Annotated in this window: 27 protein-coding genes, 5 tRNA genes and 1 pseudogene; 12 read left to right on the plus strand and 21 right to left on the minus strand. The window is 58.6% G+C overall.

The features are described 5' to 3' along the window. Window positions 1-9 precede the first annotated feature (9 nt). From ABK249_RS22600 to gloA, 5 genes are all read right to left on the minus strand, one after another. Window positions 10-84 (minus strand) — tRNA-Glu (locus tag ABK249_RS22600). A 58-nt stretch (window positions 85-142) separates the two neighbouring features. Continuing rightward, window positions 143-217 (minus strand) — tRNA-Glu (locus ABK249_RS22605). 152 nt (window positions 218-369) lie between these two features. Then, window positions 370-444, minus strand: a tRNA-Glu gene (locus ABK249_RS22610). 118 nt (window positions 445-562) lie between these two features. Continuing rightward, entirely contained in the window at window positions 563-1081 is a 519-nt protein-coding gene (locus tag ABK249_RS22615) for a hypothetical protein (RefSeq protein ID WP_348864085.1), read from the minus strand. Window positions 1082-1278: 197 nt separating this feature from the next. Then, on the minus strand, window positions 1279-1719 hold the full coding sequence (gene gloA / locus ABK249_RS22620) for a lactoylglutathione lyase (protein ID WP_037154890.1): 441 nt from the start codon (window positions 1717-1719) through the stop codon (window positions 1279-1281). Window positions 1720-1915: 196 nt separating this feature from the next. Here gloA and ABK249_RS22625 point away from each other — a divergent pair, with 196 nt between their 5' ends. The 5 genes from ABK249_RS22625 (at window position 1916) to ABK249_RS22645 (ending at window position 3615) form a co-directional block, all read left to right on the plus strand. Beyond that, entirely contained in the window at window positions 1916-2494 is a 579-nt protein-coding gene (locus tag ABK249_RS22625) for a cold-shock protein (RefSeq protein ID WP_037154893.1), read from the plus strand. Next, the gene (locus ABK249_RS22630) at window positions 2494-2967 is read left to right on the plus strand and encodes a DUF192 domain-containing protein (RefSeq protein WP_348864087.1); all 474 of its coding nucleotides are present in this window, start codon (window positions 2494-2496) and stop codon (window positions 2965-2967) included. Before ABK249_RS22625 ends, ABK249_RS22630 begins: the two co-directional genes overlap by 1 nt. A gap of 91 nt (window positions 2968-3058) precedes the next feature. Next, window positions 3059-3135 (plus strand) — tRNA-Pro (locus ABK249_RS22635). 49 nt (window positions 3136-3184) lie between these two features. Continuing rightward, a complete protein-coding gene (locus ABK249_RS22640) occupies window positions 3185-3490 on the plus strand; it encodes an ETC complex I subunit (protein WP_037154899.1) in 306 nt (101 codons plus the stop codon). A 48-nt stretch (window positions 3491-3538) separates the two neighbouring features. After that, window positions 3539-3615, plus strand: a tRNA-Arg gene (locus ABK249_RS22645). Between the two features lie 61 nt (window positions 3616-3676). Here the strand turns inward: ABK249_RS22645 and ABK249_RS22650 are convergent. The 13 genes from ABK249_RS22650 to ABK249_RS22710 all read right to left on the minus strand — a co-directional run bounded on the left by ABK249_RS22650 (window position 3677) and on the right by ABK249_RS22710 (window position 10427). Continuing rightward, window positions 3677-4351 carry a tyrosine-type recombinase/integrase gene (locus tag ABK249_RS22650; RefSeq protein ID WP_348864089.1) on the minus strand — a complete coding sequence of 225 codons (675 nt, stop codon included), beginning with the start codon at window positions 4349-4351 and terminating at the stop codon, window positions 3677-3679. 362 nt (window positions 4352-4713) lie between these two features. After that, complete coding sequence (locus ABK249_RS22655; RefSeq protein ID WP_348864091.1) at window positions 4714-4890, minus strand: hypothetical protein; 177 nt, start codon at window positions 4888-4890, stop codon at window positions 4714-4716. Then, window positions 4887-5309: a hypothetical protein gene (locus ABK249_RS22660; protein ID WP_348864092.1), complete on the minus strand. Its 423-nt coding sequence runs from the start codon at window positions 5307-5309 to the stop codon at window positions 4887-4889. The genes ABK249_RS22655 and ABK249_RS22660 overlap by 4 nt, the downstream gene beginning before the upstream one ends. Then, on the minus strand, window positions 5306-5701 hold the full coding sequence (locus ABK249_RS22665; RefSeq protein ID WP_348864093.1) for a hypothetical protein: 396 nt from the start codon (window positions 5699-5701) through the stop codon (window positions 5306-5308). The genes ABK249_RS22660 and ABK249_RS22665 overlap by 4 nt, the downstream gene beginning before the upstream one ends. Next, window positions 5698-5934 carry a hypothetical protein gene (locus tag ABK249_RS22670; protein ID WP_348864094.1) on the minus strand — a complete coding sequence of 79 codons (237 nt, stop codon included), beginning with the start codon at window positions 5932-5934 and terminating at the stop codon, window positions 5698-5700. The genes ABK249_RS22665 and ABK249_RS22670 overlap by 4 nt, the downstream gene beginning before the upstream one ends. Before the next feature lie 268 nt (window positions 5935-6202). Beyond that, window positions 6203-6475 carry a hypothetical protein gene (locus tag ABK249_RS22675; RefSeq protein WP_348864095.1) on the minus strand — a complete coding sequence of 91 codons (273 nt, stop codon included), beginning with the start codon at window positions 6473-6475 and terminating at the stop codon, window positions 6203-6205. After that, window positions 6472-6807, minus strand: coding sequence for a hypothetical protein (locus tag ABK249_RS22680; protein WP_348864097.1), 336 nt, complete (start codon window positions 6805-6807; stop codon window positions 6472-6474). The genes ABK249_RS22675 and ABK249_RS22680 overlap by 4 nt, the downstream gene beginning before the upstream one ends. Next, window positions 6804-7244 (minus strand): hypothetical protein, encoded by a 441-nt coding sequence (locus ABK249_RS22685; RefSeq protein ID WP_348864098.1) that lies wholly within the window; start codon window positions 7242-7244, stop codon window positions 6804-6806. Before ABK249_RS22685 ends, ABK249_RS22680 begins: the two co-directional genes overlap by 4 nt. A 3-nt stretch (window positions 7245-7247) precedes the next feature. Next, window positions 7248-8147 carry a recombinase RecT gene (locus ABK249_RS22690; RefSeq protein ID WP_348864099.1) on the minus strand — a complete coding sequence of 300 codons (900 nt, stop codon included), beginning with the start codon at window positions 8145-8147 and terminating at the stop codon, window positions 7248-7250. A gap of 186 nt (window positions 8148-8333) precedes the next feature. Continuing rightward, window positions 8334-8663: a hypothetical protein gene (locus tag ABK249_RS22695; RefSeq protein WP_348864100.1), complete on the minus strand. Its 330-nt coding sequence runs from the start codon at window positions 8661-8663 to the stop codon at window positions 8334-8336. Continuing rightward, the gene (locus ABK249_RS22700; RefSeq protein ID WP_348864101.1) at window positions 8663-9634 is read right to left on the minus strand and encodes a hypothetical protein; all 972 of its coding nucleotides are present in this window, start codon (window positions 9632-9634) and stop codon (window positions 8663-8665) included. The genes ABK249_RS22695 and ABK249_RS22700 overlap by 1 nt, the downstream gene beginning before the upstream one ends. A gap of 229 nt (window positions 9635-9863) precedes the next feature. Then, entirely contained in the window at window positions 9864-10082 is a 219-nt protein-coding gene (locus ABK249_RS22705; protein WP_348864102.1) for a hypothetical protein, read from the minus strand. Window positions 10083-10088: 6 nt separating this feature from the next. After that, the gene (locus ABK249_RS22710; protein ID WP_348864104.1) at window positions 10089-10427 is read right to left on the minus strand and encodes a hypothetical protein; all 339 of its coding nucleotides are present in this window, start codon (window positions 10425-10427) and stop codon (window positions 10089-10091) included. Between the two features lie 445 nt (window positions 10428-10872). On the opposite strand from ABK249_RS22710, the gene ABK249_RS22715 reads away from it, so the two are divergent. Both ABK249_RS22715 and ABK249_RS22720 read left to right on the plus strand, forming a co-directional pair. Next, the gene (locus tag ABK249_RS22715; protein ID WP_348864105.1) at window positions 10873-11175 is read left to right on the plus strand and encodes a hypothetical protein; all 303 of its coding nucleotides are present in this window, start codon (window positions 10873-10875) and stop codon (window positions 11173-11175) included. Between the two features lie 253 nt (window positions 11176-11428). Continuing rightward, window positions 11429-12418, plus strand: a complete 990-nt coding sequence (locus ABK249_RS22720) for a DUF2971 domain-containing protein (RefSeq protein WP_348864106.1) — start codon at window positions 11429-11431, stop codon at window positions 12416-12418. 233 nt (window positions 12419-12651) lie between these two features. Here the strand turns inward: ABK249_RS22720 and ABK249_RS22725 are convergent, their stop codons facing one another. Both ABK249_RS22725 and ABK249_RS22730 read right to left on the minus strand, forming a co-directional pair. Continuing rightward, a complete protein-coding gene (locus ABK249_RS22725) occupies window positions 12652-12849 on the minus strand; it encodes a hypothetical protein (RefSeq protein WP_348864107.1) in 198 nt (65 codons plus the stop codon). Window position 12850: 1 nt separating this feature from the next. Continuing rightward, the gene (locus tag ABK249_RS22730; RefSeq protein ID WP_348864109.1) at window positions 12851-13546 is read right to left on the minus strand and encodes a LexA family protein; all 696 of its coding nucleotides are present in this window, start codon (window positions 13544-13546) and stop codon (window positions 12851-12853) included. Between the two features lie 138 nt (window positions 13547-13684). On the opposite strand from ABK249_RS22730, the gene ABK249_RS22735 reads away from it, so the two are divergent. The 4 genes and pseudogenes from ABK249_RS22735 to ABK249_RS22750 all read left to right on the plus strand — a co-directional run bounded on the left by ABK249_RS22735 (window position 13685) and on the right by ABK249_RS22750 (window position 15190). Further along, window positions 13685-13876: a hypothetical protein gene (locus tag ABK249_RS22735; RefSeq protein WP_348864110.1), complete on the plus strand. Its 192-nt coding sequence runs from the start codon at window positions 13685-13687 to the stop codon at window positions 13874-13876. After that, a pseudogene (locus ABK249_RS22740) lies at window positions 13873-14115 on the plus strand (DUF2312 domain-containing protein); the annotation flags it as partial. The gene ABK249_RS22735 and the pseudogene ABK249_RS22740, both read left to right, overlap by 4 nt. 746 nt (window positions 14116-14861) lie before the next feature. After that, on the plus strand, window positions 14862-15050 hold the full coding sequence (locus tag ABK249_RS22745; protein ID WP_348864112.1) for a hypothetical protein: 189 nt from the start codon (window positions 14862-14864) through the stop codon (window positions 15048-15050). Further along, entirely contained in the window at window positions 15047-15190 is a 144-nt protein-coding gene (locus ABK249_RS22750; RefSeq protein ID WP_348864114.1) for a hypothetical protein, read from the plus strand. The genes ABK249_RS22745 and ABK249_RS22750 overlap by 4 nt, the downstream gene beginning before the upstream one ends. Before the next feature lie 31 nt (window positions 15191-15221). On the opposite strand, the gene ABK249_RS22755 is transcribed toward ABK249_RS22750, so the two are convergent. After that, window positions 15222-15500, minus strand: coding sequence for a hypothetical protein (locus ABK249_RS22755; RefSeq protein WP_348864116.1), 279 nt, complete (start codon window positions 15498-15500; stop codon window positions 15222-15224). 28 nt (window positions 15501-15528) lie between these two features. Here ABK249_RS22755 and ABK249_RS22760 point away from each other — a divergent pair, with 28 nt between their 5' ends. Then, entirely contained in the window at window positions 15529-15933 is a 405-nt protein-coding gene (locus tag ABK249_RS22760) for a hypothetical protein (RefSeq protein ID WP_348864117.1), read from the plus strand. Window positions 15934-15938 lie beyond the last annotated feature (5 nt).

Raw genomic sequence — 15938 nt, forward strand, 5'->3', positions numbered from 1 at the left:
AGAGGGAAGTGGTACGCCCAACGGGACTCGAACCCGTGTTACCGCCGTGAGAGGGCGGCGTCCTGACCGCTAGACGATGGGCGCCTGCTACTGAAGATCAGCACCATACTATGAAAAAGATGGAATGCAAAAAAATGCCGGATGGCACGCCCTAGGGGAGTCGAACCCCTCTTTCCAGAATGAAAATCTGGCGTCCTAACCGATAGACGAAGGGCGCGTGCGGTGAGCGCCCTTATAGTGAGGGTGCTGACTTCCCGCAAGCGCAAAATTGCACTTTTTCCACTTGGCGGACGCAAAAAAATAGCGCGCGCAAATGCCGCTGGAGATCAGCAGATAGAGAAGCAAAAACAAAAACTTGGGAGAAGGGAGTGGCACGCCCTAGGGGAGTCGAACCCCTCTTTCCAGAATGAAAATCTGGCGTCCTAACCGATAGACGAAGGGCGCGTGCGGTGAGCGATCTTATAGAGAGGTGATTTCTTTCCCGCAAGCGCCAAAACCATCTTTTTTGCAAAAAAATGACAGGTGTCGTGCGGTCGAATTTACGGACAAAAATAGCGTCGAATCAGCAAGTTAACGGATTGCCCTGCGGATCGGTGCCGCATGTCGCGGCAGGGATGGCCTGCTGAAGACCGAAGAGGCTTGCGGTTGTGGCGTTGAAATTACGCCTTGGCAGTTCGGCCGGAACCGGACCGCTGGCGGACGGGGAGGTGGAAGGCGCGGAAGCGGGCGGATTGGACGAGAAGATCGTGCTGCTGCCGGCACGGATGGCTGTCGGCTGGGTCGCGAGGCCGGCGATAGAGGAGGGCTGCGGAGCGGCGGGAGCGACCGGAAAACCGCTCTCGTTCGGCGACGCGGTGGACGCGGGAGGAGTTTGCGCTTGGGCTTGTTGCTTTCCAGAGGCTTTGGAGATCACCGGATCGACATAGCGGTTCGAAGCGGTGGTGCCGCCTTTGGCGAGAATCCCCTTGGCGCTTGACGGTTTTGTCGTCTCAGGCTGCGATATGCCTGCTTCGGCGGTTTCCTTCGTCGTGGTGCAGCCGCTCAGCAACAAGGCGGAAACGGACGCAGCAGCCAGCGCCATGCGGATGCTCGAAGAAGAGAAAGGCATTTTTGGCAAGGGAAGCCCCGTCAGCTCGCGTCGAATCGTGATTTGGAGCATCTCCCGGAAGTGCCGGGCAGACAAGCCGTGTGAGGCCGGCACGTGAGTGCCGGGTCAGCTTGAGGCAAGGTTGGATGAGGGCTGGCGCGGCGATTTGAAGAGCGCCGCGCCAGAGGGTATTACCATGTGCCGATATTTGGCATCGACGCCCAGGGCTCGGCGACCGGCAGGTTCTCGCCCTTCTGGAGGAGTTCGATGGAAATGCCGTCGGGAGACTTGACGAAGGCCATGCGGCCCTCGCGCGGCGGGCGGTTGATAGTGATGCCGTTGTCCTGCAGATGCTTGCAGAAGTCGTAGATGTTGTCGACTTCATAGGCGAGGTGACCGAAATTGCGCCCGCCCGTATAGTCTTCGGTGTCCCAGTTATAGGTAAGCTCGATGCAAGGCGCGAGATTTTTCTCCGCAGCCTGGAGGTCGTCGGACGCGGCGAGGAAAACCAAAGTGAAACGGCCTTTTTCGTTTTCGCTGCGCCGAATCTCCTTCAACCCGAAAACAGTTGTATAGAAATGAAGCGAAGCATCCAGGTCTTTCACCCGGACCATGGTATGAAGATAACGCATTATGATGTCTCCCTCCGATGAATGCCGTACGGATATGGCGCAGACGTCAGCCTGGAGCAAGCCACCCTGAATAGAGATGAAGGTGGATAAAGCCAAGACGGGGACTTGCGCTGGACGGTTAGCGGGATGTTAATCTATCCTTCGGGAATCAGTTAAACCGTCACGTCGTAACGCGTAATCGAGGGGCCGACAGGATATGGCAGACAGGATGTCATCGAAGGGCGTTGCCGGTTTCGAGGAGCTCTCGGGTGAGCCGGTTGAGCTGATCGAGATCACCGGCGTCGTAAAGTGGTTCGACGTGGCCAAGGGATTCGGCTTCATCGTTCCCGATAACGGCATGCAGGATGTTCTCCTGCACGTGACCTGCCTCAGGCGCGACGGTTACCAGACGATCCTTGAGGGGACCCGCATCGTGGCGATGATCCAGAAGCGGGATCGTGGCTACCAGGCCTTCCGTATCCTCTCGATGGATCAGTCGACCGCCGTGCATCCCTCGCAGCTTCCGCCGGTTCGCACGCACGTACAAGTGACTGCTACCAGCGGGCTCGAACGCGCCTTGGTTAAATGGTTCAACCGCACCAAGGGTTTCGGCTTCCTGACGCGCGGCGAGGGGACAGAAGATATTTTCGTGCATATGGAGACGCTACGGCGCTTCGGCCTCACCGAATTGCGCCCCGGCCAGGTGGTCCTGGTCCGCTACGGGCCTGGCGACAAAGGCCTGATGGCCGCCGAAATTCATCCCGACAATCCCAATCCTGTGAGTCGGTCACACTGATGCGTATTTCGTTGAAAGTTATCAAAAGCGCCCTTGCGGCGCTTTTTCTGCTCCTGGCGGGGGCGGCGATTGCGCAGGAGATGACGTTCCCGCGCGACGAGCTTTCGATCAGGACGGCGGGTGGCACTCACAGGCTTTCGATCGAGTTGGCGGTCACCGACGCGCAGCGGCAACATGGCCTGATGTATCGCAAGGAAATGGCGCCGGATCACGGCATGCTGTTCGACTTTGGCCAGGCTCGGCGGGTTTCCATGTGGATGGAGAACACCGTTCTCGCCCTCGACATGCTGTTCATCCAGGGGGACGGCACGATTTCCCATATCAAGGAGAACGCCGTGCCCTTCTCGCGGGATATCATCGATTCGCAGGGACCGGTGAAATTCGTGCTGGAGATCAACGCCGGCCGGGCGAAGGCGCTTGGCATAAAGGTGGGCGACAAGGCGGTCGGCAAGCGCATCGGCAATCAGTGGTGATCCCCACTTAACTTTTCCTTTGATGGGCTAAGGTCCTATTTTGATGTTGCGACACAAAAAGGAACCGTGTATCTCGCAGTCAACGTAGGAACGGAGTGTAGCGCAGTCTGGTAGCGCATCTGGTTTGGGACCAGAGGGTCGGGAGTTCGAATCTCTCCACTCCGACCACGCTTTCAGGCGAGGCTTGCGCCGGTCCAGTCCATGGAGCGTCACAGGAATGCCCGCGAAGATCTATCGTCCCGCAAAAACCGCTATGCAGTCCGGCAAGGCCAAGACCCATCTCTGGGTCCTGGAGTTCGATCAGGAACAGCCGCGCCGCATTGATCCGATTCTCGGTTATACGTCTTCCGGCGATATGAAACAGCAGTTGCGGTTAACTTTTGAGACCCTGGAACAGGCGGAAGCCTATGCCAAGCGTGAAGGTATCGAATACCGGGTGATCCAGCCGAAGGACCCGGCCCGCCAGGTCGTTTCGTACACCGACAATTTTCGCTTCAACCGCGTCCAACCCTGGACACACTGATTTCGCGGTCCGGCCACAGGCATTGTGATGCCGGACGCTGTCGGGATCGGCCCCTTAGCTCAACTGGATAGAGCAGCTGCCTTCTAAGCAGCAGGTCGCAGGTTCGAGTCCTGCAGGGGTCGCCAAACTACCCTCTAAAATGTTGAATTTGTTAAAGGTGCGACCAGTCGGGGATATAGGTGCGACCTACATTCTGTTCGACAGGCGTTCCGAAGCGCCTCTGGCCAGCTTCTTTTTATCGGCTTCCTTCGTGTAGACCTCAGCCATAGCCAGCCTCGACCAACCAAACATTGCCATCAGTTCATGAGCCGTCGCGCCTTCATCGGCGGCTATGGTGGCGCCTGCCTTCCTAAGCCCATGCGCTCTGCATTCGTCCGGCAGCCCTGCCGCCTTGCATTGCTTCGCGAACCAGTTCCCGAACGATGCTGCCGAGCTGAATGGTTTTCCCTTTTCCGTCGTCAGAAATGCAAGGTCGCCGGTTGGCGTGGCTTCGATCGATTCCCTGAGTTGCTTGAAGACCGGCAGATAAACCCATGCGCCTGTCTTGCCGGTCCTCAAGGAGATGAGCTCGTCTTTCATATGTTGGCGTCCGACAACAACCGCATCGGATCTCCGCAGGCCAAGGAAGAGGAGGATGTCGATGGCCAAGCGCGGCTTGGTGCCGAGTTTGTGGTGGGCGCGGAATTTTTCGACCTGATCGACGGTCCAGGTGTGAAAGCCATCTGACTTCACACTGACCTTGGAAACCCCGGCAACGGGGTTTGTCTCGAGGTGTTCAGCCTCGACCGCCCATTTGAACAGGTGGCTAAACGTCTTGAGGAGATTGTTAGCCGCATTCGGAGTAGCTGCGCGCTTGTCCATCGCCTTCTTGATATGCGCCTTTGTGATCTTCCCGAACTGGCCATCCGCGTTCTTTGGGTCCGCCAGCAACTGTTTCAGGATGTTGTCTCGGGCGCGTCGTGTTGCTGGCGCCAGGGCTGCAAAGGCGGCGCTCCGCTTGTATTGTCCGACGAGCGATTTGAAGGAACCGGTCTTCGATTTTGGTTCTTCCGGCGCTGAAATAGTCGATCCCGTGAGCGCCTTCTCGTAAGCCGCGTTGAATTCGGCGCTGCCGTATTCGTCAGGCAGCCGAATGCGCTTTCCGTTCCGTTTGAAATACCAAACGAGCCGGCCGTGGCGGCTCTTCTCACGAGAAAGGAACGGTTTGCGGGGCATGTCTTCCATTAGAAATCGAAGTCCACTTCTTTCTCAACAGGCCTCTGGCTGTGGATTGTGGGGATATCGGGGGCAACACGGATAATTTTTCCGTCAACCTCGATTTCGACGCGGACGCCGTCACGCTTGGCAATCGCTGCCATGCGTTTCAGGTCGGCGGATTTTACCAGAGCCGGCGTCGTCATTCCGACTGCTCCTCTCGGAGTGCGCCGCGGGTGGCAGTACGGAAACTTGATTGACTAGCTTCGACCGCACCGTTAGCCACGGCATTGTGAATCGACGCAGACAAAGGTGCCGTATGTCCAACCGGAGACGTAGCTTCTTCGACTTCATCTACGAGGCAAATATGATCACGGGGACCGTCCGCGCGATCCTGTTTATCTTGGCTTTCACCGCTATCGGAGGCAGTGCCGTCTATTTCATTAAGCAGTGGTAGATTGCCCACCAAATGCGACTGGGGTGCGGGAGTGGCTTCGAAGATGCGGCGCAAGCCATCTATCTCGTCGGATAGCGGATCGCCCTCCCAACCCGGGGGCATGTTCGAACGGAATTCTTTGTCGGCCTCTAAGACAGAGGCAACGGCCAGGCGCAACATATCGGTCATGGCTTCGCCTCGTATAGCTGGCGCGGCGGGAGAGCCTGGCGCTCGTGCTTCGGTTTTGAGGATTTGGGGAAGGGCGCACCGCGGAGCTTTTTAGCGGGTGCAGTTTTAAAGCCGAGGTGGTTCGCCTCATTGCGTTTAGCCTTGGCGATTTTCCCTTTGTCGTCGGCCGTCTTGGGCTTATGGCAGCAGTCGAGACCCAAGAGCTTGCCGTCGTCGGCCGTGAGCTTCGCGTTCTTATCGACCTGCAGTGCGTCAGCAACTGTGTGGTCAATCTCGTAGGCTTTCTTCCCCAGAATGAGCCCGCACCCCTCGCAGGTGATTTCACCACTCGCGAGCATGGCGCGTTTGACGATCTGGGCTTTGACTGTCTTCGTGAATTCGCGGCGGCTCATCCCTGCCCCCCGATCATCCTGGCGATGTCCTTCAGTTGCCGCTTTATGGATTCGACTGTGACGCGGCCGGGACCGGCTACAGGATCTGCGACGGGTGCCGCTAGCCGATCATCGTTCGCGCCGAGAAGCTCGACGCCCCATTTCAGAGCGAAGTCCTTCCGGCGAGCTTCGAAAACGGGTGTAAATGGATCGGGGACGCCTCGGGTATGGGCTTTGACTTTGGTAACGGTCATAGCGGCTGCCCCCTCGTGTCGGCGACAAGGCCAGAGTTGATCATGCCATCGGCGGCCGCGCGAAGATCGATGCGACTAAGCCCAGTGGCCTTTGCCGCCTGTCCTTCGGTTAAGGTGCCCTCGACATGGAGCCGCACGAGCCATTGGCGCATTCGGATGCAGTCCTGGCACGGCGGGGAATTTCGGCTGTATGATCCACTATGGCCGTGAGTGCCGTATTTCTTCCGGCGCGTTTCCCATGCCTGCTTTCGGATTTCGGAAATGGAGGTCATGACGCACCTGCCTTTGCCCTGGCGATCATGCGCTCAAGCGGTGAAAGGTGGTTTTCGATGGACTTCGGCTTCAGCGGCGGCAGACCGTGCTTTTCCAGGTAGGCCCGGGAGTGCTTGGCCCAAACCTTACGGCCCCAACTCGTCGAGGCGAATTCCCACGGGCGAGCGGCGCGCAGAGCTTTCTTGCGGGCGGCGAGGTCGGCGTCGGCCGGAAGGTTTCGGTGAACCTCGCCGATGACGTGAGAGGCGGTTTTCTGCCAGTCGATCATGCCGCCAACTCCTTCGCGCTGTCGACGAAGTGCTCGCGGTATGTCCGGTCAACGACTGCTTGGAACTGCCCGACGACATCGTCTGCGCGCTCGGCATCAACGAGGTAGGCGGCGAAACTCGCGTGCATCTGGATCATGTAGGCGGCCATGCCGATAAGCATGTGGTCGGCATTTGCATTCGGGCGCTTGATCTCGGAGTTGATGAACTCGACGAGGCCGGCGTGAACGTTGGAGACCGACATCCGGGCAATAAGGCTAGTGATAGGGTCGTCGCAGGTCAGCGCATCCACTTCGGACATGCTTCCAGGCAAAAGGCGTACGTCTTCGCTCATGCCGATCTCCTCCGATCCTCCCGCTCCGGCATCACATCTTCCGGCGTCACTCCGAATTCCGATGCAATGAAGTGGATCGCGTTGTTGAGGAAGCCTTCGAAGGTAGGCTCGTCCATGCTCTCGAAAGCGATCGACGAGGGAACCTTCACAATGAAGCCGCCCATGATCACGTCATCGGTATAGCCGGTGCGGAGCTTCACCATCTGGTGCAGCGCCTTCGGGTGCGGCGCGCATTCGGTCGCCTTCACGACTTCCCGCAGGAATTTGAAGTAGAAGCGGAGGCGGCTGGGCACGCGACCGGTCCGAAGGTCAGCCTGGATGCGCTGGCCGACCGAGAACTCTCGGATCATTTCGCGATCCATCTCCATTTCGCCGATGAGGCGGTCACCATCGCGGACGAGATAAAAGGGCGGGTGCTCGGGGGCTTTCTTGATCACTGGTCAGCCTCCGTTGATCGGCTCAAGCTGGGCAAGCCGACGGTCGCGGATCGCGTATGCGGTGTCGATCATGTCGGCATGGCCGGCGCTTTCCAGCGTGGCCGGTGCGTCGAAGTCGTTCCAGATTTCCGCCGCGTCCTCGGCAGTCTTGGCGCCGGCGAGCGCAGTTTCGATTTCCTCAAGAAATGCGCCGAGGTCGAACTCGTTCTGCTCGGCGGTTTCTTCCTTCGCCGGTTCAGCGTCTATGGTCTTAGCGGACGGAGGGGCGGGCGGCTTTGGCGGCGCAGGAGGTTTCGACGGACCAGTTTTGATTTCTGCCGGCGGCGTGACATCGCGCATTTCTTCGATGTCGGCGATCTCGCGAGCTTCATACTCGTCGCGGATACCGCCGAGCACGTCGCCGAATAATTCGCGAAGGCAATAGCCGGCCGCGCGCCAACCAAACATCCGCTTGTAGAAGCGATACCAAGGCGCGTCGTTCGGCTGGTCTTTCTTGAAGACCTTTTGACCATTCTCCCAAACATACTTGTCGACGGTGGGGCTGTCCTGATATAGGCCGGCTCGCTTCGCGTCCTCGACAGTGAAGATGACTGTTTTCTTCTCTCCGGTGTCGGTGCGTTCTGCTTCGCAGAAGCCAAAGGTGCGCTGGTCCTCGGAAAGCGCCTTAAAAGCTTCCTCGGTGCAGCCAGGAAATTCCTTTTCGTCCTCAGCAGACGGTAATACGCCAGCAGCGCGAAGGAGCCGGCGGTTATCTTTGGCGTAACCGAAATTGAGAAGCTTGGCCTTGCCTGACTGACGAACCACGTTGATCAGGCCGTCACCGTAAAGCGCCGGCTTGCCGTTGATGACGGTGAAGCTGCGCAGGCTGACCATTGGCTTGAGGCCGAGCTCGGCGCCTGACATTATGCAGACTGCTACGGCGCTCGCGGCATCATCGCCAGTCTTTTTCCCGACCAGGGATGCAGGCGCAAGGCCTGCCGCAACGACAGCGCGGGCGATGCGGAAGGTTTCTTCAAACGACTGTGGGACGATAGCCATAACCTGGCCGCCGCCGGCGAGTGCTGGAACGTGAGCGTTCATGGATTTCTCCTATCGATCGACGTCATCGAAGATCGACCGAGTGCCCTTTTCATCGAGCATCGTTCGGTCTTCCGAGAACATGCGCTGTGCGTTGGGGTACTTGGCTTGCTTCTCTTCTTCCGTGCGCAGGTCTTCGACCGGACGGAGGGCGGCGACCGAAGCCATTTCGGATTCGGTCTTAATCGCCATAATCTCGACCTTCGCTTCGCCTCGTCTGGTCGGAACGTAAATGCGCTGTCCGACTTCGACCGGGAAATCGACGAAGTAATCGTAGGTCTTGTCGGCCTTCTCCCAGGCAAACTTGACGGCGACGATCGTGCGGGGTGCTGCTTCGGTCATCAGGCAGCCCTCTGCTCTTCGAAGCGTTCGACGCCTTCCACTTCGACACCAGCCCGGACGGCGCGGTTCGCAAGCGTTTCGACAAGCGCTTTCATTTCGGGATGGTCGCTTAGGGCCCTGAGTGCCCTGTCGTAATCGACGATCCGGGCGGACACAAAGGTGCGCAGCGCAACACGGGCGCCGGTACGGCCGGCGGTTGCGTTGCGCATCTGTGCATCGCGTTCCGCCTGGGCGGCTTCTTCCTGTTTCCGTTTTGCTTCGTCTGCCGCTGCGTCGTCATTTGCGACGGCGGCGAGACGGGCTGCCTCTTCTGCCTCACGGCGCTTGCGGTCGGCCTCTTCCTGCGCCTTTCGCTGGCGTTCCGCTTCAATCCGCTGCTGCTCGCGCAGATAGTCGTCCATATGGCGCTTGAGCCGTTTGCTCAGGGCGTCCGGCTCTTCCTTTAGCTCGCGCCATTTGTTGTCGACTGCACGGCCGGCGTCGAGGTGCGGCTGCTTCTCGACCTTGTGCAGGTCGGTCGCCTTCTTCGCGATGGTGGAAAGCCGCTTGGACCAGATCGCCGCGCGGTCGGCGTCGGCTTGCGTCTTGATCGGCTGTTTCAAGAACGCTTCGGCCTGTTCCTTCTCGGCCGCGAACTCGACCTGTAGAGCGTCGAAAGGATCGTCGGGCAGATTGTGCCCGATGGCCGGAGCCTCCGGCTCGTCATCCCAGCCCGCGCCTTCAATGGCCTTGTTATAGGCTTCGTAGGTGATCGGGTTGCGGCAGCACCAAGTCCAGATGTCGGAAGCGTCAACCTTGCGCTCGCCGCGCAGGGCATGCCATTCGCCGTCCTCGAACCAGATCGCGACGGGTTCCCACGGCTTATCCTTGAAGCGGGTGCGGTAATATCCCTGCTGCGGGTGGCCGTCGTGGATCGGCCCGATCCGGCCGGCAAGCGCTTCTTGCCACCAATGCCAAGCATTCTCGGTCATGTCCGGTTCTCCAGTTGCTGCTGCCGGTCCATGTCCCGGAGCTCGTTGATGGTGATGAGGATCGCCGCCGACACCGCGGCCCAAGCGAGGAAGGCGAGGGCTATGCGGGAGCATGGCGAAAAAGGCGGCTCGGTTCGTTTCTGAAACCTGCCAAGATCGACAGCGCGGGACCGGCATTCGCAGGAACCGCAGGAGCAACCTTCAAAGGCTCGGATCGAATAGGAGCTGGTCATTCTGCGGCCACCAGCAGCGGCGGCGTGATGCGCTCGACCTGATACCCGAGCTCGGTGGCAAGGCTTTCGAATTGCAGCCGCGCCGCCTGCACATGATAATTCACGTCCCACTGGTGCTGCGGATCGTGCTTTCCAGCAAAGGCGCGGGCACATGCCAGTTCCTGGCCGATGCGCTCGGCGTATTGCATACCGACTGACATCTGCATGTTGTTCATGGCGGCTTACTCCGCTGCGATCTTGAAGTGGTGGGGGATGGGGAACGGAAAGCAGTCGAACACGCCCTTCCATTCCAGTGCCTTGCGTTCTTCGGCGGTGCGGCCGACGAGCTGGCTATTGAAGACGTCGGGCATCAGAGGCTCGACGAGCGGGCCGGTCGCGCCGAGGGTACCGGCCTTCACCTGCAGTTCGTAGACGTCCCTGATCTGGCGCAGATAGTTCCGGCCGGTGATGATCTCGCCCTTGCGATGTTTACGGCGCGCGCGCTCGACTGCTTCCGACAGATCCTGCACGGCGAGGCGGAGCGCGTCGGTCGTGCGGTTCATTTGCTCGATGTGCTGCATTGCCGGTCCTCATCTTGTCGCCGTCCCGTCGGAGCTTCTCTTGCGAGGTGTTCGGGGCGGCTGGTGAAGAGAATGTACGCAAATCATACATTGCCGTCAAGTGTGAATGTATGAAAAACTTACATACAGCGCCGAATGAAGAATCTTTAACGCTCAAGCCGAATCACTCTCGACTTCTCGTCCCGGTTCTGTTTTCGTTAGAACGAAAGGAGAACAAAGATGGGGCTGGAGTTAGCGAGATCACAGTCGCCTGTGCGGCTGCACATTCGTTGCGAGAACTGCTTGCGTGAAAGTTCAAAGCTCTTGGAGCCGCCGCCGGGTGCCGAGTTACCGGACGATCCGTGCGCGTTGGCGGAGGAGGGCTACCTCGACAACCTGCCGTTCTTTTGCGGCCACTGTGAAAGCGTCATCGGCCGCCTTTTCGCGATCAGCGGAGGAAAGCGTTATGGATAGGGAAGTGCTGGAATTCATCATCGTGCCGCCTTTCGACCGGCGGCACGAAATCACCAATTCAAAAGAGAGGATGGAGCATTATCTCGGCAATCGGTTCCCCGGGTACAGCTTCAAGCTGGTGGCCTTTGCAACAGTCGGTGACGAAGACGATTTCCGAGTCCTGCCGGTAATGAACTTCATCGACGGGGAGGGGGTAAGCCGGATGTGTTCGGAACCGAAGCGCTGGATGATGGTGGAGATCGCGCAAGCTTGCCATGAGTTCGATGCGAATGGTCGTCGTTCTTGTGCCGCATAGCCGAGAGCCGGACCCCCTGAACACGTGCGCATAAGCGATTGTAGCGCCAAGCCCGAAGTGAATGACGCATGCAGCATGAGGAAATGTCCTATCCTCAAGGCTACAGTTAGTCGGGATGACCGCCATCCGCACCTGCATCTCCGCCGCCTGTCGGGCTCAGCATAGGGCAGGGCGAAACGGACCGGAGCCTCGTGTCCTTGAGGTAGAACGTCTTGATAGCTATTAGTGTGTCTTCAGGATGGGGTTGGGGATAATGATCGAGGACAGCGTGAGTGGCGACGCCGGTCGCTTAGCGTGGATTTTTAATCCGGACGAAACAGATCGGCTTCGGAAACAATTCTTTTCCAATCAGAAGCTTGTTCATTACACGACGGCGGAGAATGCCATCAACATACTTCGTGGAGAGGTTTGGCTTCGGAACGCACGGGTGATGAATGATAAAGCGGAGATACATCATGGGTTCTCCCTTATCCAGAAATCCATCTCATCACCAACGGACACGTCTATCGAGCCCGCGCTCACTGCAGTTGCCGTTGCAGTTGACCAAGCACACCCAGGTCTGTCTCAAGAAGTATTTTCTGACTTTAAGCAAAGGGAGCTTATGCTCCTGCATCGCACGTATGTGACTTGTCTCTCCGTCCACCATTCCGATGAGGTGCACGGACGCTTATCAATGTGGAGGGCATACACGGGGACATATGCGGGAGTGGCACTGGTGGTAAATCCGGAGCCATTCACAAATCTGGTAGAGAATCCAAGTTTTTTTAGCACTCCAGTAAGTTATGATACTGAAGATGAGCTCAGGGCGAAACTCGCGAAAGTGGCCGAGGGAATCCGACGAGATGTCGATTTCATAAAGGGCCAGCCGCGCCAACTTATCGGATGGTACTTAGGTGCCGCGCTGAGGAAAATTGCTACCGCCTCGAAGCATCATGGCTTTAGAGAGGAAGAAGAATGGCGGGTGATGCACACCGATGATGTAGATCCCTTGGACGGGTTGCGCCAGGAGGTAGCAGTAATCCGTGGTATCCCTCAACTGGTGACAAAGCTTTCGTTGAAAACGGACGGACCATTCGCGTCGCAAGGGATTACGATACCCAATCTGCTGGAGAGGGTTATCATCGGACCGACAAACTATCCCTTTATTGTCGCTGATGCGATTGTAAAAGCGATGGAGGAAGCAGGGGTGCAGAATATCAAGGAAAAAATCACGATATCTGAAATACCCCTGCGGATGGAGTGAGAGCAGAAATTAGCGTGATTTCATCCTCGTCGAACATCGGGATCGACCTCGACATGGTCAGGAAATCGATTGCCGGATCGCGGGCCAGGCTGTCTCGCGCTAGGCCGATCTCATCCCGGCCGTCGCGGATCGTCTGTTAGGCACGGTCCAGCAGCCGGCGCTTCTCGAAGCTGCCAGCCGATCAACTTCATTCGCCGCGCGCACAAGTTCCGCAACGGAGTCCGTGATGGAACTCACTGCACTGTCACCTCATCGGGCCAATAGTCGCCTGAGTTCAGCACGTCCAGGTAGATATCCGCTTCGTCGAGCTTCAGCTTTGCGTATGGCTTGCCGTTGACGAAGACGGTCCGGCCGGTTTCGGTGACGAATATCTCCCAGGTGTCGTACCCGTCCTTCCGCATATCGTAGCGTGCTGGGTGATCACCGGCCATTTCATAGCCCCGGCATCGTGTTCATCACCATCCTGACGACGGCGATCACCTCGACTGAAACGCCGTCGTCAGTATCGAACTGCCGATGCACGATGATCGGCTTGTGCTTCGGGTTGCTCGATCGAGGATGAAACTCCGTCCGATCCTCGTAGATCTCGATCTGCTTAACCGACCATTCCCGCATGTGGCCGCCGTCGCGGGTGCGCTGGACAACAACCACCATTCCATCCCGTAGCACGACACGGCCGGCGATATCCTCATAGGCCGTGGCGACAACGGTATCGCCTGGCAGGATCGGGCGGGGCTTCAGCTCGTTCATGCTGTCGCCTTCCACGTCGAATATCAGCTGCCGGGCGCTCGGGAAATTCTCATCCCGCGGAACGGTGATCTCTTCCGGCTCCGACTGGTCGAACTCGTCGACTTCACGAAATAGGCCGGCCGCGACGATCCCGGCCTTTCGTGCCGGTACCCATTTCGATGAAGAAGGCTTGATCTCACCACCTGGCGGGTCAACGCCAAGATAAGCGGCGATCTTCGGTATTTCGTTGACCTTGAGCTTCCGCTTGCCTTTCAAAAGCTGGGTGATCTGCGGATGCGCGATCCCGAGGTGGGCGGCAAGGCCTACCTGAGTTTTGCCCGGCTGTTTCAGGGCTTCCCGGATCCAATCCAGATACATGTCGGTCGGTGCGTCAGTCATTGTACAATTTTCGCACAAGCCTGAAAAACATGCATTTAGGAAAATCGTACATTCGGTATTGCCTAAACTGTATGAATAACGTACATTTCTGGTATGAGATGCGAACCGGCAAACACGATCATCAAGAAGTTCAAGGGCTTGAAGCCTCTCGCTGAGGTGACCAACGTCCAACCGCACACCGTCATGCGCTGGCGCATGCCGAAAGAGAAAGGCGGGACCGGCGGCGTCGTGCCCCACTGGCATGTCCCGGCCATTCTTGAAGCTGCTCGCGAACGCGGTCTCGACATCCGCCCATCTGATTTTGCACCGGTGCTGGAGACTGCAGCATGACCAACGCACACGGCGTCGCCCGCGACCAACTCCGCGCCTTCATTGAGCGGATCGAGCGCCTCGAAGAAGAAAAGAAGACCGTCGCCGACGACATCAAGGATGTCTACGGCGAAGCCAAAGCCATGGGCTACGACACGAAGATCATGAAAAAGGTCATCGCGCTCCGGAAGAAGGATGAGCAGGAGCGCACGGAAGAGGAGATGATCCTCGATTCCTACCTCGCCGCACTTGGCATGATCCCTCAGTTCGAGATGTTCGAACCGGACGAGGTAAAACCGGCATCCCGAGAGGAACGCCGTCGCCAGCGCATGTCGGAAGACATGGACGACCACAAAGCTCTCATCGACGAGATGGCCGACGCTGGCCTGATCTCCGAGGATGCTCGTGCAGAGAACAAAGCCCTTGCGGATGCCGTCGCCACGAAATTTGGCAACGGTCCTGCAAAGGCTCTCCAATCCCCGCGCAAGGCGGCGGAGGCGGTATCCGAGAGGACCCGCACCAATCCCGTGGCGAACGTCGAGGAGGAATTTGCGGACAAGGGTGCCGCATCTTCTGACGATCCGGCTAGTAGGGCCTTTGAGGAGAGCGAGCGTCAGCGCGCCTCGATGGTCGGCTTTGCTGACGATTGCCGAACCGGAGGCAAGGAGCAGTCGGATGCGTCTGCTGCACCGGTAGGGGATGCCGCCGCGAATGCACATGGCATCCCCGACACCTTTTCCGAAAGCGACACCGTTGCGGCTGTAGCGACGGTTCTCCCCAGCGCCGAGCGCGTAACTCCCCATAGGTCGGGCAGCGCCGCCGCCAACGCAGGAGGCGATTATGTAACCGCGCACCAATCCTCCGCTGCAACGGCCGGTGCGATCGTCAGGAAGGCACCGGCCACCTTCAACCTCAGACCTCATTGCCAGCACCGCGACTTGTGCCGCTCGGGAACGATCGACCACTGCCATTCTTGCAAGGTCGCGATGCGGGAAAGGGAGATGGCATGAGCACGATCATCACCCACGACGGCACCTGCATCATCGTCGATCCCGAACTCGGGGCGGTATCCGGCCGGAACCGGGAAGAGACCGAAGCCGAAATCCGTCGGCGCAAGGCTTTGCGGCAGCGGTCTGACGGCGGCCTCAACATTTTCACCAAGCATACGGAAATCCAAACGGGGTCAGCGGCATGACACAGTTTCTCTCAGGAGCACTGGCCGGGGTTCTCGTCGGCGGCTTCGCCGGCTGCATCTCTGCCGCCTTGCTCATCGGGTGGAAATCCGAGCGCCAATTTCGGGAAAAAGCCAAGTCGTTCGGCATGAGCGGCGAATGAATTGACGGGGTGGGGATCGATCACAACCCCGTCAAGGCTGCCGGTCCGTCTCCTCCTCCTCCCGTGGACCGGCAGCCAAAACCTTCAACCGGACAGCATCATTCGCCAGTCGCAAGACGACGGCTTGAGTGACCGATCCGAGACTTTCGAAAGGGGCTGGCGGCGACGAGGGATCGCCACCAGCAGCAGGGCGCGGCGGATTTGCCCTGCGGAATGGAATTACGGACTGCCCAGACGGCGGGCCGGCGACGAAGGGCGAAAGCCCGGCAAGGCGTTCCCCTTCGTCGTGATCATCATCTCTCCGGTGCATCAGGCGTCTCCTTCGAACGAGGACGAACATGGCACAGGAGATTTCGGAAATGTCCGAAAAGGCTTCGGAGAAATCAGAAATGAGTACCGTTGAGTTTTGTCAGAAGGCTTTGAGGGAGGAAATTGCGCCTCCCAGCGTCGGCGCGAAGCTGGAGCGTATCCGGCATGCGTCTCGCGCGCTCGGCTGGTCCTACAGCAGGACGAAAGATGCCTGGTACGCCAACCCCAAGATGTCAATCAAGCCCGAAGAACTGTTCCGTGTCGAGGCGGTCAGCGGGCTTTCCTATGCACGGCAGGAGATGCGGAAAAATGACCAAGCAATTGAAAGAGCCAACGCTCTCCTTGGCGGGGAAGATGCGCGTTTCCTTGGCGAGATCGTTGCTGCGTTGTTCGCGCGCCTTGGCCTACGCAATCGCGCCGGAACTGAAGGCTGAGGAAG

The sequence above is a fragment of the Neorhizobium phenanthreniclasticum genome (assembly GCF_040066075.1).
In the GTDB taxonomy this organism is placed as follows: domain Bacteria; phylum Pseudomonadota; class Alphaproteobacteria; order Rhizobiales; family Rhizobiaceae; genus Neorhizobium; species Neorhizobium petrolearium.

Bases quoted from the DNA above. Each gene is read 5' to 3' on its own strand.
- gloA (WP_037154890.1), bottom strand. From the start codon at position 1,719: ATGCGTTATCTTCATACCATGGTCCGGGTGAAAGACCTGGATGCTTCG.
- ABK249_RS22760 (WP_348864117.1), top strand. From the start codon at position 15,529: ATGGCACAGGAGATTTCGGAAATGTCCGAAAAGGCTTCGGAGAAATCA.
- ABK249_RS22650 (WP_348864089.1), bottom strand. From the start codon at position 4,351: ATGGACAAGCGCGCAGCTACTCCGAATGCGGCTAACAATCTCCTCAAG.
- ABK249_RS22630 (WP_348864087.1), top strand. From the start codon at position 2,494: ATGCGTATTTCGTTGAAAGTTATCAAAAGCGCCCTTGCGGCGCTTTTT.
- ABK249_RS22705 (WP_348864102.1), bottom strand. From the start codon at position 10,082: ATGAACAACATGCAGATGTCAGTCGGTATGCAATACGCCGAGCGCATC.
- ABK249_RS22660 (WP_348864092.1), bottom strand. From the start codon at position 5,309: ATGACCGATATGTTGCGCCTGGCCGTTGCCTCTGTCTTAGAGGCCGAC.
- ABK249_RS22750 (WP_348864114.1), top strand. From the start codon at position 15,047: ATGACACAGTTTCTCTCAGGAGCACTGGCCGGGGTTCTCGTCGGCGGC.
- ABK249_RS22690 (WP_348864099.1), bottom strand. From the start codon at position 8,147: ATGTCAGGCGCCGAGCTCGGCCTCAAGCCAATGGTCAGCCTGCGCAGC.
- ABK249_RS22715 (WP_348864105.1), top strand. From the start codon at position 10,873: ATGGATAGGGAAGTGCTGGAATTCATCATCGTGCCGCCTTTCGACCGG.
- ABK249_RS22680 (WP_348864097.1), bottom strand. From the start codon at position 6,807: ATGAGCGAAGACGTACGCCTTTTGCCTGGAAGCATGTCCGAAGTGGAT.
- ABK249_RS22655 (WP_348864091.1), bottom strand. From the start codon at position 4,890: ATGACGACGCCGGCTCTGGTAAAATCCGCCGACCTGAAACGCATGGCA.
- ABK249_RS22755 (WP_348864116.1), bottom strand. From the start codon at position 15,500: ATGCACCGGAGAGATGATGATCACGACGAAGGGGAACGCCTTGCCGGG.
- ABK249_RS22725 (WP_348864107.1), bottom strand. From the start codon at position 12,849: ATGGCCGGTGATCACCCAGCACGCTACGATATGCGGAAGGACGGGTAC.
- ABK249_RS22730 (WP_348864109.1), bottom strand. From the start codon at position 13,546: ATGACTGACGCACCGACCGACATGTATCTGGATTGGATCCGGGAAGCC.
- ABK249_RS22720 (WP_348864106.1), top strand. From the start codon at position 11,429: ATGATCGAGGACAGCGTGAGTGGCGACGCCGGTCGCTTAGCGTGGATT.
- ABK249_RS22625 (WP_037154893.1), top strand. From the start codon at position 1,916: ATGGCAGACAGGATGTCATCGAAGGGCGTTGCCGGTTTCGAGGAGCTC.
- ABK249_RS22745 (WP_348864112.1), top strand. From the start codon at position 14,862: ATGAGCACGATCATCACCCACGACGGCACCTGCATCATCGTCGATCCC.
- ABK249_RS22670 (WP_348864094.1), bottom strand. From the start codon at position 5,934: ATGACCGTTACCAAAGTCAAAGCCCATACCCGAGGCGTCCCCGATCCA.
- ABK249_RS22710 (WP_348864104.1), bottom strand. From the start codon at position 10,427: ATGCAGCACATCGAGCAAATGAACCGCACGACCGACGCGCTCCGCCTC.
- ABK249_RS22640 (WP_037154899.1), top strand. From the start codon at position 3,185: ATGCCCGCGAAGATCTATCGTCCCGCAAAAACCGCTATGCAGTCCGGC.
- ABK249_RS22700 (WP_348864101.1), bottom strand. From the start codon at position 9,634: ATGACCGAGAATGCTTGGCATTGGTGGCAAGAAGCGCTTGCCGGCCGG.
- ABK249_RS22695 (WP_348864100.1), bottom strand. From the start codon at position 8,663: ATGACCGAAGCAGCACCCCGCACGATCGTCGCCGTCAAGTTTGCCTGG.
- ABK249_RS22675 (WP_348864095.1), bottom strand. From the start codon at position 6,475: ATGATCGACTGGCAGAAAACCGCCTCTCACGTCATCGGCGAGGTTCAC.
- ABK249_RS22665 (WP_348864093.1), bottom strand. From the start codon at position 5,701: ATGAGCCGCCGCGAATTCACGAAGACAGTCAAAGCCCAGATCGTCAAA.
- ABK249_RS22615 (WP_348864085.1), bottom strand. From the start codon at position 1,081: ATGGCGCTGGCTGCTGCGTCCGTTTCCGCCTTGTTGCTGAGCGGCTGC.